At 64.2% G+C, this 13,713-nt stretch carries 13 protein-coding genes; 11 read left to right on the top strand and 2 right to left on the bottom strand.

Annotation, left to right across the window (positions count from 1 at the left end; translation table 11 throughout):
* The first annotated feature begins 37 nt into the window (after positions 1 to 37).
* From HBF25_RS19620 to HBF25_RS19605, 4 genes are read left to right on the top strand one after another with little or no spacing between them, the layout of a single operon-like run.
* Positions 38 to 1,180, top strand: coding sequence for an MlaE family ABC transporter permease (locus tag HBF25_RS19620; RefSeq protein ID WP_166951692.1), 1,143 nt, complete (start codon positions 38 to 40; stop codon positions 1,178 to 1,180).
* Complete coding sequence (locus HBF25_RS19615) at positions 1,177 to 1,983, top strand: ATP-binding cassette domain-containing protein (protein ID WP_166951689.1); 807 nt, start codon at positions 1,177 to 1,179, stop codon at positions 1,981 to 1,983. Before HBF25_RS19620 ends, HBF25_RS19615 begins: the two co-directional genes overlap by 4 nt.
* A 4-nt stretch (positions 1,984 to 1,987) precedes the next feature.
* Positions 1,988 to 2,926, top strand: coding sequence for an MlaD family protein (locus HBF25_RS19610; RefSeq protein WP_166951686.1), 939 nt, complete (start codon positions 1,988 to 1,990; stop codon positions 2,924 to 2,926).
* A complete protein-coding gene (locus HBF25_RS19605) occupies positions 2,923 to 3,531 on the top strand; it encodes an ABC-type transport auxiliary lipoprotein family protein (protein WP_166951684.1) in 609 nt (202 codons plus the stop codon). Before HBF25_RS19610 ends, HBF25_RS19605 begins: the two co-directional genes overlap by 4 nt.
* 149 nt (positions 3,532 to 3,680) lie before the next feature.
* On the opposite strand, the gene HBF25_RS19600 is transcribed toward HBF25_RS19605, so the two are convergent.
* A complete protein-coding gene (locus tag HBF25_RS19600; RefSeq protein WP_166951681.1) occupies positions 3,681 to 4,349 on the bottom strand; it encodes an alpha-ketoglutarate-dependent dioxygenase AlkB family protein in 669 nt (222 codons plus the stop codon).
* Complete coding sequence (locus HBF25_RS19595) at positions 4,298 to 5,698, bottom strand: amidase (protein WP_166951679.1); 1,401 nt, start codon at positions 5,696 to 5,698, stop codon at positions 4,298 to 4,300. The genes HBF25_RS19600 and HBF25_RS19595 overlap by 52 nt, the downstream gene beginning before the upstream one ends.
* A gap of 190 nt (positions 5,699 to 5,888) precedes the next feature.
* On the opposite strand from HBF25_RS19595, the gene HBF25_RS19590 reads away from it, so the two are divergent.
* The 7 genes from HBF25_RS19590 to HBF25_RS19560 all read left to right on the top strand — a co-directional run bounded on the left by HBF25_RS19590 (position 5,889) and on the right by HBF25_RS19560 (position 13,710).
* Positions 5,889 to 7,496: an electron transfer flavoprotein-ubiquinone oxidoreductase gene (locus tag HBF25_RS19590; RefSeq protein WP_166951676.1), complete on the top strand. Its 1,608-nt coding sequence runs from the start codon at positions 5,889 to 5,891 to the stop codon at positions 7,494 to 7,496.
* Positions 7,497 to 7,636: 140 nt separating this feature from the next.
* Entirely contained in the window at positions 7,637 to 9,688 is a 2,052-nt protein-coding gene (locus HBF25_RS19585) for a glycosyltransferase (RefSeq protein WP_166951674.1), read from the top strand.
* A gap of 114 nt (positions 9,689 to 9,802) precedes the next feature.
* Positions 9,803 to 10,549 carry an electron transfer flavoprotein subunit beta/FixA family protein gene (locus HBF25_RS19580; RefSeq protein WP_166951673.1) on the top strand — a complete coding sequence of 249 codons (747 nt, stop codon included), beginning with the start codon at positions 9,803 to 9,805 and terminating at the stop codon, positions 10,547 to 10,549.
* 22 nt (positions 10,550 to 10,571) lie between these two features.
* The gene (locus tag HBF25_RS19575; RefSeq protein ID WP_166951670.1) at positions 10,572 to 11,513 is read left to right on the top strand and encodes an electron transfer flavoprotein subunit alpha/FixB family protein; all 942 of its coding nucleotides are present in this window, start codon (positions 10,572 to 10,574) and stop codon (positions 11,511 to 11,513) included.
* A 56-nt stretch (positions 11,514 to 11,569) separates the two neighbouring features.
* The gene (locus HBF25_RS19570; RefSeq protein ID WP_166951668.1) at positions 11,570 to 12,331 is read left to right on the top strand and encodes a GNAT family N-acetyltransferase; all 762 of its coding nucleotides are present in this window, start codon (positions 11,570 to 11,572) and stop codon (positions 12,329 to 12,331) included.
* A 38-nt stretch (positions 12,332 to 12,369) separates the two neighbouring features.
* Entirely contained in the window at positions 12,370 to 13,347 is a 978-nt protein-coding gene (locus HBF25_RS19565) for a glycosyltransferase family 2 protein (protein ID WP_166951666.1), read from the top strand.
* Positions 13,348 to 13,350: 3 nt separating this feature from the next.
* On the top strand, positions 13,351 to 13,710 hold the full coding sequence (locus tag HBF25_RS19560) for a DMT family transporter (protein WP_166951664.1): 360 nt from the start codon (positions 13,351 to 13,353) through the stop codon (positions 13,708 to 13,710).
* Positions 13,711 to 13,713: the final 3 nt, after the last annotated feature.

Raw genomic sequence — 13,713 nt, 5'->3', positions numbered from 1 at the left:
GCGCGACCGCAACATCCAGTCCTGCTAGCCTTCCCTCATGACGACCCCATCCCTGCCCGGTTCGGTCTCCCTCACCCGCGATGCGGGCGGTGCCCGGCTGAGCCTGCGCGGCGACTGGACCCTGCCTCACTATGTCGATCTGCAGGGGCGCGCCAACGAACTGGCGGGCAGCATCGGCAGCGATGTCCATGTGGATATCCACGACCTCGGCGCCATGGATACCTCCGGCGCCTTCGTCATTGCCGAACTGCTAGGCAGCGCGCGCACCCAGACACTGGCCCAGGACACCAGCCTTCCGGCGGCGCGACGCGCCCTGCTGAAGACGGTCGCCGATGCCATCGACACCTACTGCAAGGGCAGCAAGCCCGTCCGCGATGCCGGCTTCGTCGTGCTGCTGGAGCGGATCGGCAACGCCGTGGCCTCGTTCTGGAAACAGACGGCCAAGCTGCTGGGCTTCATCGGCGTGACCCTGCAGGGCTTCGCATCCACCTGCTGGCGTCCGTCGCGCTGGCGGGTCACCTCGCTGGTGTCGCATATCGAGCAGACCGGCCTCGACGCCGTGCCGATCCTGGCGCTGCTGTCCTTCATGGTGGGCGCGGTGGTCGCCTTCCTCGGTGCCACCGCGCTGGCCAGTTACGGCGCCAGCGTCTTCACGGTAGACCTCATCGGCTTCGCCTTCCTGCGCGAGTTCGGCGTGCTGCTCACGGCGATCCTGCTCGCTGGCCGCACGGCCAGCGCGTTCACCGCGCAGATCGGCTCGATGAAGGCCCGCGAGGAAATCGACGCCATCCGCACGCTGGGCCTCGATCCGGTGGAACTGCTGGTGCTGCCGCGCACGCTGGCCCTGCTGATTGCCCTGCCCCTGCTCACCTTCGTGGCGATGCTGGCCGGCATCGCGGGCGGTGCCGTGGTCTGCATGGCCACCCTGAAGATGTCGCTGTCGATGTTCCTCACGATGTTCCAGGACGATATGTCGATCGCCCAGTTCCTGGTCGGCATGGCGAAGGCGCCCGTGTTCGCCTTCATGATCGCGGTGATCGGCTGCATGGAAGGCTTCAAGGTCTCCGGCAGTGCCCAGTCGGTGGGCGAGCACACCACCTCGGCCGTGGTGCAGTCGATCTTCGTGGTGATCCTGCTCGATGCCGTGGCCGCACTCTTCTATATGGAAATGGGCTGGTGAATGCACTTCCCGCCCAGTCACCGGCACAGGATGCCGTGATCCAGGTCCGCGGCCTGGTCAACCGGTTCGGCACGCAAACGGTGCATGAGGATCTGGATCTCGACGTGCGCCGCGGGGAGATCATCGGCATCGTCGGCGGCTCGGGCACGGGCAAGTCGGTACTGTTGCGCACCATCGTAGGCCTGGTACGTCCGGTGGCCGGCGAAGTGCGTGTCTTCGGGGAAGACCTGCTGGCCTTGCCGGAAGACCGGCGCTCGCTCGTGGAGCGCCGCTTCGGCGTGCTGTTCCAGAGTGGTGCGCTGTTCTCGTCGCTGACCGTCGCGGAGAACGTCGCCCTGCCGCTAGTCGAGCACGCGCGATTGCCTCGTCCGGATGCCCAGCGCCTGGCCGGCGTGAAACTTGCCCTTGCCGGCCTGCCGGTGGACGCCGGGCGCAAGTATCCCTCGCAGCTGTCCGGCGGCATGATCAAGCGTGCCGCGCTGGCCCGCGCGCTCGCACTTGATCCGGAGATCCTTTTCCTGGACGAACCCACGGCGGGTCTCGATCCCATAAGCGCCGCCGCGTTCGACAGCCTCATCGTCACCCTGCGCGATGCGCTGGGTCTTACCGTGTTCCTGGTCACCCACGACCTGGACACCTTGTATTCCACCTGCGACCGCGTGGCGGTGCTGTCCCAGCGCCGCGTGCTCGCCGTGGGCCCCATCGACGAAGTGGCCCGCACCGACGATGCCTGGGTACAGGCGTACTTCAACGGACCGCGCGGTCGCGCGGCCACCTTCGCCGCCACGCAAGGCAAGGACTGACTCCATGGAAACCCGTGCCCATCACATCCTGATCGGCCTGTTCACGGTGATCGTCGTGATCGCCGGCCTGATCTTCGGCGTCTGGCTGGCCAAGGCGCACTCCGACCAGGAGTGGAACTACTACGACGTCGTCTTCAACGAGGCCGTCACCGGGCTCTCGCGCGGTGGCGCCGTGCAGTACAACGGCATCCGGCTCGGCGACGTGATGCAGCTGAAGCTCGACCCGGAAGATCCGCGTCGCGTGCTGGCGCGCATCCGCGTCACCGGCGACACGCCGCTGCGCCGTGATACCCACGCGAAGCTTGCCCTCACCGGTGTCACCGGCGTGGCGATCATCCAGCTTTCCGGCGGGTCACCCGGCAGCGCCTTGCTCGTGGGCCACGACGGCGAGGTGCCGGTCATCGTCGCCGACCCGTCACCGCTGGCGCGATTGCTGTCCAACGGCGAAGATCTCATCACCAATATCAACCAGGCCGCCGCGCGGGCGAACCAGCTGCTGTCGAAAGACAACGTCCACCGCATCGAGCACATCCTCGATCACCTGGACCGCACCACGGGCGTCATTTCAGACGAGCGCGAAGACATCCGCACGCTGATCAAGCAGCTCGCCGTCACCACGAAGCAGGCCAACGACACCCTGGCCGAAAGCCAGAAACTCGTACACAACGCCAACGGCCTCGTCGAAGGCCAGGGCAAGGCCACACTGGAGAGCGCGCAGCGGGCGATGGCCTCGCTGGAACGCTCCATGAGCTCGATCGACCGCCTGCTCAACGACAACAGCGACGCCATCAACGGTGGCGCCGCCAGCCTGGGCGAACTGGCACCGGCATTGCGCGAACTGCGCGACACGCTGGGCTCGCTGCGCTCGATCACCCGCCGCCTCGACGAAAACCCCAGCGGTTACCTGTTCGGCCGCGAAAAGACCCAGGAGTTCACCCCATGACCCGCGCCCGCCTCGCCCTGCCGCTGTTCGCCCTGCTGTCTGCGTGCTCGATCCTGCCGAAGCAGGAGGTGTCGAAGGTGTACACGTTGCCTGCCGCACCTGGCGCACGGCCTCAGGCACCCGCCCCGGTAAGCTGGGCGCTGCGCGTCGCCTCGCCGAATGCCCCGCGCGTGCTCGACACCCCGCGTATCGCGGTCGTGCCGCAGGCCAACACCATCACTGTCTATGCCGGCGCACGCTGGAGCGACACCGGGCCGCATCTGTTCCGCGACCGTCTCGCGAATGCCTTGCGCGACACGGGGCGTATTCCCGCGCTGAGCACCGACGACGGAAACCTCGCCGCCGATTACGAACTGGGTGGTGGCCTGGCCGCGTTCCAGTCCGATTACGTGGACGGCAAGCCCGTGGTGACGATCCGCTACGACGCCGTCATCGCCGATACGCGCAAGCATCGCATCGTGGGCAGCCGGCGCTTCGAGGTCAGCGAACCGGTGGCCGGGAAGGAGGTGCCGCAGGTGGTCGAGGCTTTTGGCAGGGCCATGGACACGCTTTCCGGCGAAGTGGTCGACTGGACGTTCGCAACGGTCCCGACTACGCCCTTGTAGGAGCGCGCCTCGTGCGCGACCGCCCCGGCGGATCGATGTCAGATGAAGAGGTGTGCATCAACATGCGGACGGTAGAGCGCTCGCCTGATCGTCGCAAGGCTTCGTTCGCGAGGATGGATATTGAGGACGGTCGCGCGCGAGGCGCGCTCCTACAGAGGCGGTAGCGGCGTTTCGGTGGCTGGCGCGGGTTCGATCCAGCGGAAGGTCAGGTTGAGGCGTGGCGTCGCTATGCGTTTACGCACCGGCATGTCGTGCTTGTAGAGACGTTGTGTGCCGGCTCCCATGCGTAGAAGACTGCCGTGGGTAAGCTCTACTGCGACAGGATCGCCGCCTGCCCTCGCACGAAAGCGGAACGTGCGCTGCGCGCCGAGGCTGACGGATGCGATGACCGGCTCCGGGCCCAGTTCCTTTTCATCGTCGGCATGCCAGCCCATGTATTCACCGCCATGGCGGTACAGATTCGCCAGCACACTGTTGAAGCGCACGCCACAGGCCGCTTCTGCCCGCTCGCGCAATGCAAGCAGCGTCGGCGTCCAGGGCGAAGGCTCGAAGGTGTTGCCGGCATACCGGTAGCTCGCCCCCGGATCACCCAGCCACGCATTCAGGCGCGGCGCATCCACCCAGCGACCGAACATACGCAGGCGATGCACCTCCCATGGAATCTCGTCGTGAAGCACAGCAAACAGCGCGTCGGCCTCGACGCGCTCAAGCCAGTCCGGCGCGAACGTGACGTCCGCGCCGGGCAGGCCGATGGCTTGCCAGGTGGTCAGGCAGGCTCCACCGGATAGGCCGGCTCGGCGTCGAGCGAAGATGCGCATACGGCCGCCAGCTCCAGCAGGCGCAGGTCCGAACCACGCGCACCGACCAGCTGCATGCCGATGGGCAATCCATTGGGCAGGAAACCCATGGGGATGCTGACTGACGGACAACCGGCGAGACTCGCAAAGCTGCACAGGTCGGCCTGCGAGGCAGGGGCCGGGCCGTCGAGCGGGAAGGCACCCTGCGGTGTCGTCGGCAACACCAGTACGTCCACCTGCGCGAACAGGCGACGCATCTTGAGGGTGGCGGCGTCGAGCACGAGATCGGCAGCCACGTAATCAGCGGCGGACTTGTTCGCCGCGAATTCCACCATCTGCCGGAAGCCCGCCGATACCGGATAGGCCTCGTCGGCCAGTTCGGCAGCGAAGGTATGAAGCATCTCTGCTTCCATCAGCAACAGGCCCGCCCGGCGGGTGCGGGCGAAATCCCAGTCGGAGAAATCGACCTGGCGACGCTCGCCGAGCTCCCCCTTCAGCTGGCCCAGCGCCGCGTTGAAGACATCGCACACATCCGTATCGACACCGACGGCCGCAAGGTCGGGCAGGAAACCGGTGCGCAGGTTGCCCGGCTCCCAGTCGGGCGGCGAGAAGGCAACGCGGCGGCGACGGGAGCGGGCATCGTCAGCGTCGTAGCCGGCCAGGGTCTGCAACAGCACGGTGAGGTCGTCTACACCCCGCGCCAGCAGGCCCACGGCATCCAGGCGGCGCGCGGCGGGCACCAGACCACGGGCGGAAATCTCGCCATGGGTCGGTTTCAGGGCATAGACGCCGCAGTAGCTCGCCGGCACGCGGATCGAGCCGAGGCTGTCCGAGCCGATGGCGGCCACCGCCATGCCGGAGGCGACGGCCGCCGCCGCACCGCCCGACGAGCCGCCAGCGGTGTATCCATGACGATGCGGATTGTGCGTCGCGCCATGGAAAGGATTGTTCGTGGCAAGCCCCAGCGCACCTTCGTCCATGTTGGTCTTGCCCAGCAGGACGGCGCCGGAGGCGCGCAGGCGCGCCACGATGTGGGCGTCTTCTTCCGGCACGACGCTGCGGCGCCGCATGCCGGCGCGGGTGGTGACACCGGCGACGTCGAAGTTGTCCTTGATGGCGATCGGCAGGCCGTCCAGGCGCCCGATGACGCCATCGCGGCGGCGGCGGTCCGCCGCGGCAGACTGTTCCTGGATCAGCGATACGCTGAAGTCGACGTAGGCATTGAGGCGGGGGTTCAGGCGCTCGATGGCGTCCTGGTAGACATCGGCCAGGGCCTGGGGCTGGATCCGGCCAATGGCAAGCCAGTGCAGCGTCTGCAGCAGCGTGGCGCGGCGCATGTCGGTCTCGGCGACCGGTGGCATCGTGTTCATGGGATCTCCGTGTGCGCGTGAGACGATTATGAACGCGGTATGTGAAGAGCATGCAAGCCCCCGCAGCGCAGCATGAACCGTTTGAAACAGCCATTTGCCCCTCCGCCGGTGAAACCGGACAATGAACGGTCATGCGGGCGCCGGGGAGGTGCCCGCCCTTCCCCGCCAGCCGAGTTTGAGTAAGCCAGCCATGAGCGAACGCGAAACCATGGAATACGACATCGTCGTCGTCGGTGCCGGACCCTCCGGCCTGGCGTTTGCGATTCGTACGAAACAGCTCAACCCGGACGTATCCGTCTGCGTCATTGAAAAGGCATCCACCATCGGAGCCCAGATCCTGTCCGGCGCGGTGATCGAAACCGCGCCGCTCGACCGCCTGCTGCCCGAGTGGCGCAGCAACCCGCCGCCGGTCTGCGTGCCGGTGTCGACGGACGAGTTCTGGATCCTGCGCGACCACGCGAGCGGCTCGAAGCTGCCCGTGACCCCTCCGCAGATGAACAACCACGGCAACGTCATCGTGAGCCTGGGCGCCATGTGCGCATGGCTCGCACCGCAGGCCGAAGCGCTGGGCGTCGATGTCTTTCCGGGTTACGCCGCTGCCGAGGCACTGTTCGACGAGGCCGGCGCGGTCAACGGCGTGCGCATCGGCGACATGGGCATCGCGCGCGACGGTACGCACAAGCCCGGTTACACCGAGGGTATCGACATCCGCGCGAAGGTGACCGTGCTGGCCGAAGGCTGCCGCGGCCACATCAGCAAGACCCTGATCAAGAAATTCGACCTGGACAAGGACAGCGACCCGCAGACCTACGGCATCGGCATCAAGGAGCTCTGGCAGCTTCCGCCGGGCCGCGTTGAACCGGGCAAGGTGGTGCACACCACGGGCTGGCCGCTGGCCAGCGACACCTACGGCGGTAGCTTCCTCTATCACCTCGATCACGACCGCGTGGCGGTGGGCTTCGTCGTGGGTCTGGATTATCCCGATCCGGAGTTCTCGCCCTTCGAAGCGTTCCAACAGTTCAAGCACCATGCAAACGTGAAGGGCCTGCTCGAAGGCGGCAACATCGTGTCGGCCGGCGCGCGCGCCATCGTCGAAGGCGGCTTCCAGTCACTGCCGAAGGTAGAAATGCCTGGCGCGGTCCTCGTCGGCGATTCGGCCGGCCTGGTCAACGTGCCCAAGATCAAGGGCACCCACCAGGCCATCGCCTCGGGCATGCTGGCCGCCGAACATCTGGTCGCCTCGTCGCTGGACAGCAAGGGCTGGGACGCGAAGCTGCGCAGCTCGGCCGTGGTCGACGAGCTGAAGAAGGTCCGCAATATCCGCCCCGGTTTCAACAAGGGGCTGTGGTGGGGCCTCATCAATGCGGCCTGGGAAACCGTCACTGGCGGCAAGTCGCCGTGGACCCTGAGAAACCACGCCGACTGGTCGTCGCTGCACAAGCTCGGCAAGTACGAGGCACCGAAAAAGGATTACGTGGAGCGCACGCTGGCACCGCGTGACCGCCTCGCCAGTGTTTACTTCGCCGCCACCGAGCACGACGAAGACCAGCCGGTTCACCTGGAGGTGGCCGACACCTCGATCTGCGTCGACCGGTGCACCACCGAGTACGGCAACCCCTGCCAGCGCTTTTGCCCGGCTGGCGTGTACGAGATCGTGCAGGACGAAGCGGGCAAGCGCCTGCAGATCAATTCGGCTAACTGCGTGCACTGCAAGACCTGCGATATCAAGGACCCTTACCAGATCATCACCTGGGTGACGCCGGAAGGCGGCTCGGGGCCGAATTACCAGAACCTCTGATCCTTGGCGGGGCGAGGTCGCGTAGCGCTCGCCCCGCAGCCTGACGCGCGATACCCGGCCACGCGCCTGCCGGTAGAATGTCCCATCCATCTCCAGGCGGGCCTTACGTGTCGAACTACCTTTCCTGGCGCTATCGGCGCATGCGTTCCCTGCTCCAGCGGGTACGCACCAGCATCGCGCTGCGCGGCTGGCGGGGCACGCTGGTTCGTATTTCATCCAGCCTCGAAAAACGCCCTACCGAAGACGATTCGCTCCAGTTGCTTCCGCTGGACTCGACCTTTGGCCCGCTGACACTTCCGACCTCCGCTTCGCCGGCGGTATCGATCATCATTCCGGTCTACGGCAAGATCGAATACACCCTGGCCTGCCTGCATTCGATCCGGTATGCCCCGCCTGGCGTACCCTTCGAAGTGATCGTCGTCGACGATGCCTCGCCGGACAATACGGCAACCGTTCTCGCGGCAGCTGCCGGACTACGCTTGCTGCGCAACGAGCAGAATCTCGGTTTCGTGGGCTCGTGTAACGCCGGTGCCGCCGCCGCACGCGGTAGCGTCCTTATCTTCCTGAACAATGATACCCAGGTCACTTCCGGCTGGGCCGATGCACTGTTGCGTGCGTTCGAGCGCTTTCCGGATACCGGTATCGCCGGAAGTCAGCTGGTGTATCCCGACGGCCGCCTCCAGGAAGCCGGCGCATGGGTGTTTGCCGATGCCTCGGCCTGGAATATCGGCCGATTCGAGAATCGCAGGTCACCCGCCTTCCGTTATACCCGTACCGTCGATTACGTGTCCGGTGCGTCCCTCGCCATTCCAGTGGAACTGTTCCGACGTGTCGGTGGCTTCGACCATCGCTTCGCTCCTGGTTACTACGAGGACACGGACCTCGCATTCACCGTGCGCGATGCAGGGCTCCAGGTTCGCTACGTCCCGGACAGCGTGGTGATACATGCCGAAGGCATCAGTTCGGCAGGGGCGCAGGCATCCGGCATGAAACGGTTCCAGGCGATCAACCAGCGCACCTTCGCCGAGAAGTGGAAAAAAGAACTCGAAAGGCAGCCCGCCGCCGGAACGGCCCTTGCCGATGTCAACGCATCCCGACAACGTGGAATGATCCTGGTTTCGGACATCGCCATGCCCGACGCGTCCCGGGATTCAGGCTCTCTTCGTCTGATTTCGCTGATGCGACTGCTCGTCACCGACGGCTGGCACGTCGTATTCGCACCCGATGACGGCCACGCAAGCGACGAAGCCATTCGCGAGCTGGGCAGCCACGGCATCGAAGTGGCCGTAGCGCCAGCGACCTTGAGTATTCCTGCGTGGCTTGCGGTATACGGCAGCCAGCTGCATGCCGCGATCCTCTGCCGGCACACGGTCGCCATGCAATACGCACCGTTCGTGCGCAGGCACGCGCCGCAGGCCCGGCTCATCTTCGATACGGTCGACCTGCACTTTCTCCGTGAGGAGCGTGCCGCAAAGCAGGCCGGCAGTGCCGCCATCGCACGGCAGGCCGAGGTGACGCGAAAACAGGAGCTCGACCTGATCGCCACGGTGGATACCACCTTCGTGGTGAGCGAATACGAACGCGAACTGCTGTCCCGGCTGCTGCCATCGGCCCATGTCGCGATGCTCTCCAACATCCACGAAGTTCACGGGCGCCGCCATGGCTTCGAAGGCCGTCGCGACCTGCTGTTCGTGGGCGGCCATGGCCACCCGCCGAATGCGGATGCCATGGAATGGATGGCCTCCGCCATTCTCCCGGCCCTGCGCAGCAGGGATCCGTCGATCCAGATCCACGTGGCAGGCGATGTCCCGGCCGATATACGCCAGTCGCTGTCGGAACGCGGTCTGACCATGCACGGGCGGGTTCCCGATCTCGGTCCCCTCATGGATACCTGCCTGGCTTCGATGGCCCCGCTGCGCTTCGGTGCGGGGGTGAAAGGCAAGATCAACATGTCCATGAGTCACGGCCTGCCGGTCATCGGCACCCCGATCGCCGTCGAAGGCATGCACCTGAACGATGGCATCGACGTGCTGGTGGCCGATACCCCCGAGGCCATGGCAGACGCCACGTTGCGCCTGGCCACGGATGCCGGACTGTGGATGGGACTGTCAGATCGCTCCCTCGAGCACGTAACGGCCCATTTCTCCTGGCAGGCCGCCAGCGAAGCGCTGCGGGCCGCCCTGACCGGCTGAAGGGCCCGTTTCGCCTGCGGCGCCGCGTCAGACAAGGAACGGGGCGATTCGCTAGAATGCAGGGTCAATCATTGGCCCGGGCACGAGCCCAGGCGCCCTGCATAGGAAACGCGAATGAAGATTCTGGTCGGCTACAAGCGCGTGGTGGACTACAACGTCCGCATCCAGGTCAAGCCGGACGGCACCGGCGTCGTCACGGACGGCGTGAAGCTCTCCGCCAACCCGTTTGACGATATTGCCCTGGAAGAAGCCCTGCGCCTGCGCGAAAAGGGCCTCGCCGAAGAAGTGGTGGTCGTGGGCATCGGTCCGGCCGATCTCACCGCGCACCTGCGCAACGGCCTCGCCATGGGTGCCAACAGGGCCATCCACGTGCAGACGGCCGATGGTGTCTCCCCGCTCACCGCCGCCCGCACCTTCCTGAAGCTGGTCGAGAAGGAACAGCCCGGTCTTGTGATCCTGGGCAAGCAGGCCATCGACGACGACGCCAACCAGACCGGCCAGATGCTGGCTGCCTTGTGGGACCGCCCGCAGGCCACCTTCGCCAGCAAGCTCGAGATCGCCGACGGCAAGGCCACGGTCACCCGCGAAGTCGACGCCGGCCTCGAAACCATCGAAGCCGAACTACCTGCCGTGGTCACCACCGACCTGCGCCTCAACGAGCCGCGCTTCATCAAGCTGCCCGACATCATGAAGGCCAAGTCCAAGCCCATCGACGTGATCGAACTGGGCTCCCTCGGCGTCGATGCGGCCGATCACATCAAGACCACCCACTATGCCGCGCCCGCCAAGCGCAGCAAGGGCGTGATGGTGAAGGACGCCGCCGAGCTCGTCGCGGCCCTCAAGCAGAAGGGCCTGCTGTAAGGCAGCCGACCGGAGAATCGACATGACCAAGATCCTCGTTATCGCCGAACACCTCGATGGCAAGCTCAACGCTTCCACGGCCCGTGCCGTCAGCGCCGCTGCGGCCGTCAAGCCGGAAGCCATCGATATCATCGTGCTCTCGGACACACCCGACGCCGTCGCCGCCGAAGCCGCGAAGATCGACGGTGTCAGCCGCGTGCTCACCGTGGCCCGCAGTGAAAACGCCCATGCGCTGGCCGCCGTGTTTGCACCCCAGGTCGCGAAGGCCGCGGCGGGCTACACCCACGTGTTCGCGCCGTCCACCACCTTCGGCAAGGACCTCGCTCCCCGCGTGGCCGCCCTGCTGGGCGTGTCGCAGGTGAGCGACATCATGACCGTGGAAGGCCCGCACAGCTTCAAGCGTCCCATCTACGCAGGCAATACCATCGTGACCGTCGAAGTCGATGCCGCCTCGATCGTCGTCGCCACCGTGCGCACGGCCTCCTGGCCGGCCGCCGCTTCCAGCGGCAACGCGTCCGTCGAATCGCTGTCGCTCGATGTGTCACTGCCGTCGCACACCCGCTTCGTCAATCTCCAGCAGGGCAAGAGCGACCGCCCCGACCTCCAGGGCGCCGCCAAGGTCGTCTCCGGCGGCCGCGGTGTCGGTTCGAAGGAAAACTTCGAGGTGATCTACAAGTTCGCCGACCGGATCGGAGCCGCCGTGGGTGCTTCGCGTGCCGCCGTCGACGCCGGTTACGTGCCGAACGAACTCCAGGTCGGCCAGACCGGCAAGATCATCGCCCCGGAACTGTATGTCGCCGTGGGCATCTCCGGCGCCATCCAGCACCTGACCGGCATCAAGGATGCAGGCACCATCGTCGCCATCAACAAGGACGGCGAAGCCCCCATCTTCGAGATTGCCGACATCGGCCTGGTGGGCGACTTGTTCAAGCTGTTGCCGGAACTTGAGGCGGCCCTGGGCTGATCTCGCGATACATGGGCAGCGTCATCGCTGCCCCAGGGGAAAGAAAGGATGGACTCATGGGCATCGAAGTGCCGCCATTATTGAATCGCTCATCTCTGGATAGCGCACGCTTCGGCATAGAGGTCTGGCGTGGACACGTATCAGCTCAGCAATTGCCCGATGTGTGGCAAGAGATCGTCAACGTCCGGGCAGACGTGGCGATTTTCCGCGTGCCTGCAGAACATATTCGTGCAATGTCCGGCTACAGCGGCCCCAGGAATTCTCTGATTCACGCCGATACGCTGGTGTATTACTCACAGGATCTGAAGCATCGTGAGATAAATGCGTTATCTCGCCCTGGATCCAGCTATCGCATCGCCACCCCTGAAGACGAAGCCGAACTCAGAGAAGTCACGAAGAGTGTCTTTGCGAGCTACCAGAACCACTATCACGCTAATCCTGTATTCCCTGCGGATAAGGTTCTTGCCGGCTATGCAGAATGGGCCGTCAATCACCTGCGGCCCGATAGAAACCTGATGACGTGGGTCGCCACCGATCAGGGATCCATCGTGGGTTTTATCTGCTGCGGATTGGATTCCTCTGGAATATCTGCGGAGATCATTCTCAACGGCGTACTAAGCACGCACGTCGGCCAGGGCATATATGCCGACCTGGTGCGAACAGCGCAGGGTCATTTCAAGCAGGCCGGCATAGAAGAACTAAGCGTGTCTACGCAAGTTGGCAACTATGCCGTCCAACGCGTGTGGGCCAGGGAAGGTCTCCGCCTTTCCCACGCATTCGATACATGGCACGTAAATGCCATGCTGACCCACGGGTAACGCTCGTACCCGAGTCGTGCTCCAACAACGGAACAGTCATGCCTTCCTTACAACCCAAAATCACGGTCGTCTCACCCGTGTACTGCTGCGCAGGTTGCCTGCAGGATTTGCACGCGCGCGTCGTGGCCAGCGTATCCAGCATCACCGACGATTACGAAATCGTGCTTGTCTGCGATGCCAGCCCGGACGCCTCATGGGAAGCGATTCAAAAGCTGGCTGCCGAAGATAGTCGCGTTCGAGGCTTCCTCCTTTCACGCAACTTTGGACAGCACTACGCCATCACCGCCGGCCTGGAGCAGGCGCGCGGGGAATGGATCGTGGTCATGGATTGTGATCTGCAGGACCGCCCGGAAGAAATTCCTCGCCTATATGCAGAGACTCAGAAAGGGTATGACGTTGTTTTTGCAGCCCGAAAGGAACGACAGGATTCCACGCTTAAACGAGCCGGCTCGAGAATTTTCTATGGCCTGCTCAATTACCTGAGCGATGCTCACCATGATGCCAGAACCGCAAACTTCGGGATCTTCCATGAGAAGGTCATCAATGTCTTGCGCCAGATGCCTGAACCTAACAGGGCTTTTCCGATTCAGGTGAAATGGGCGGGTTTTCGCCAGACCGTCATCGACGTGCAGCACGATGCACGCAGTGAAGGGAAAAGCAGCTATAGCCTGAAGAAGCTCATCAAACTTGCTGTCGACATCACTCTATCCTACTCGGATAAGCCTCTTCGCCTTTCCGCATACCTTGGTTTCACCTTCGCCGCCGGGGCAATCCTGTACGGCGCATGTGTAATGGTGCGCTATCTCTCCGGCGAGGTCATGGTACTTGGCTATACCAGCCTGATTTTGTCCGTATGGCTCCTTGGCGGGATCATTCTCTTTTCCCTGGGGGTAGTAGGTCTTTACCTGGGCCGGGTGTACGAGAGCGCCAAGGGACGGCCTATCTACATTATCGCCAGAAAAACCGAAAACCATGCCCCCCCTGTGCATCAGGCCCAACAAGAGCGTCATTCATAAGCCATGGCATATATCTTCATCGCACTCACGATTCTTCTGACCGTATATGGTCAGCTTATGCTCAAGTGGCAAGTGGGCCTGCATGCCCCGCTCCCAGGAGAAAGCATCGGCCTGTCCTTTTACTTGCGATTGCTGCTGAACCCTTGGGTGATCAGTGCATTCGCTGCTGCTTTTGGCGCATCCCTTGCCTGGATGGCGGCCATCAGCAAAATGGAACTAAGCCGAGCCTACCCGTTCATGGCACTCAATTTCGTGCTGGTGGGCCTTATCGCAGTGCCTTTGTTCGGCGAGTCATTTACAACGTCCAAACTGATCGGCCTTGCGCTGATTATTTTCGGTCTACTCTTCTTTACCAGGATATGAACA

Source organism: Luteibacter anthropi (genome assembly GCF_011759365.1).
GTDB lineage: Bacteria > Pseudomonadota > Gammaproteobacteria > Xanthomonadales > Rhodanobacteraceae > Luteibacter > Luteibacter anthropi.
Note: the sequence above shows the minus strand (reverse complement) of the source record. Positions and strands in the feature narration are given on the sequence as shown.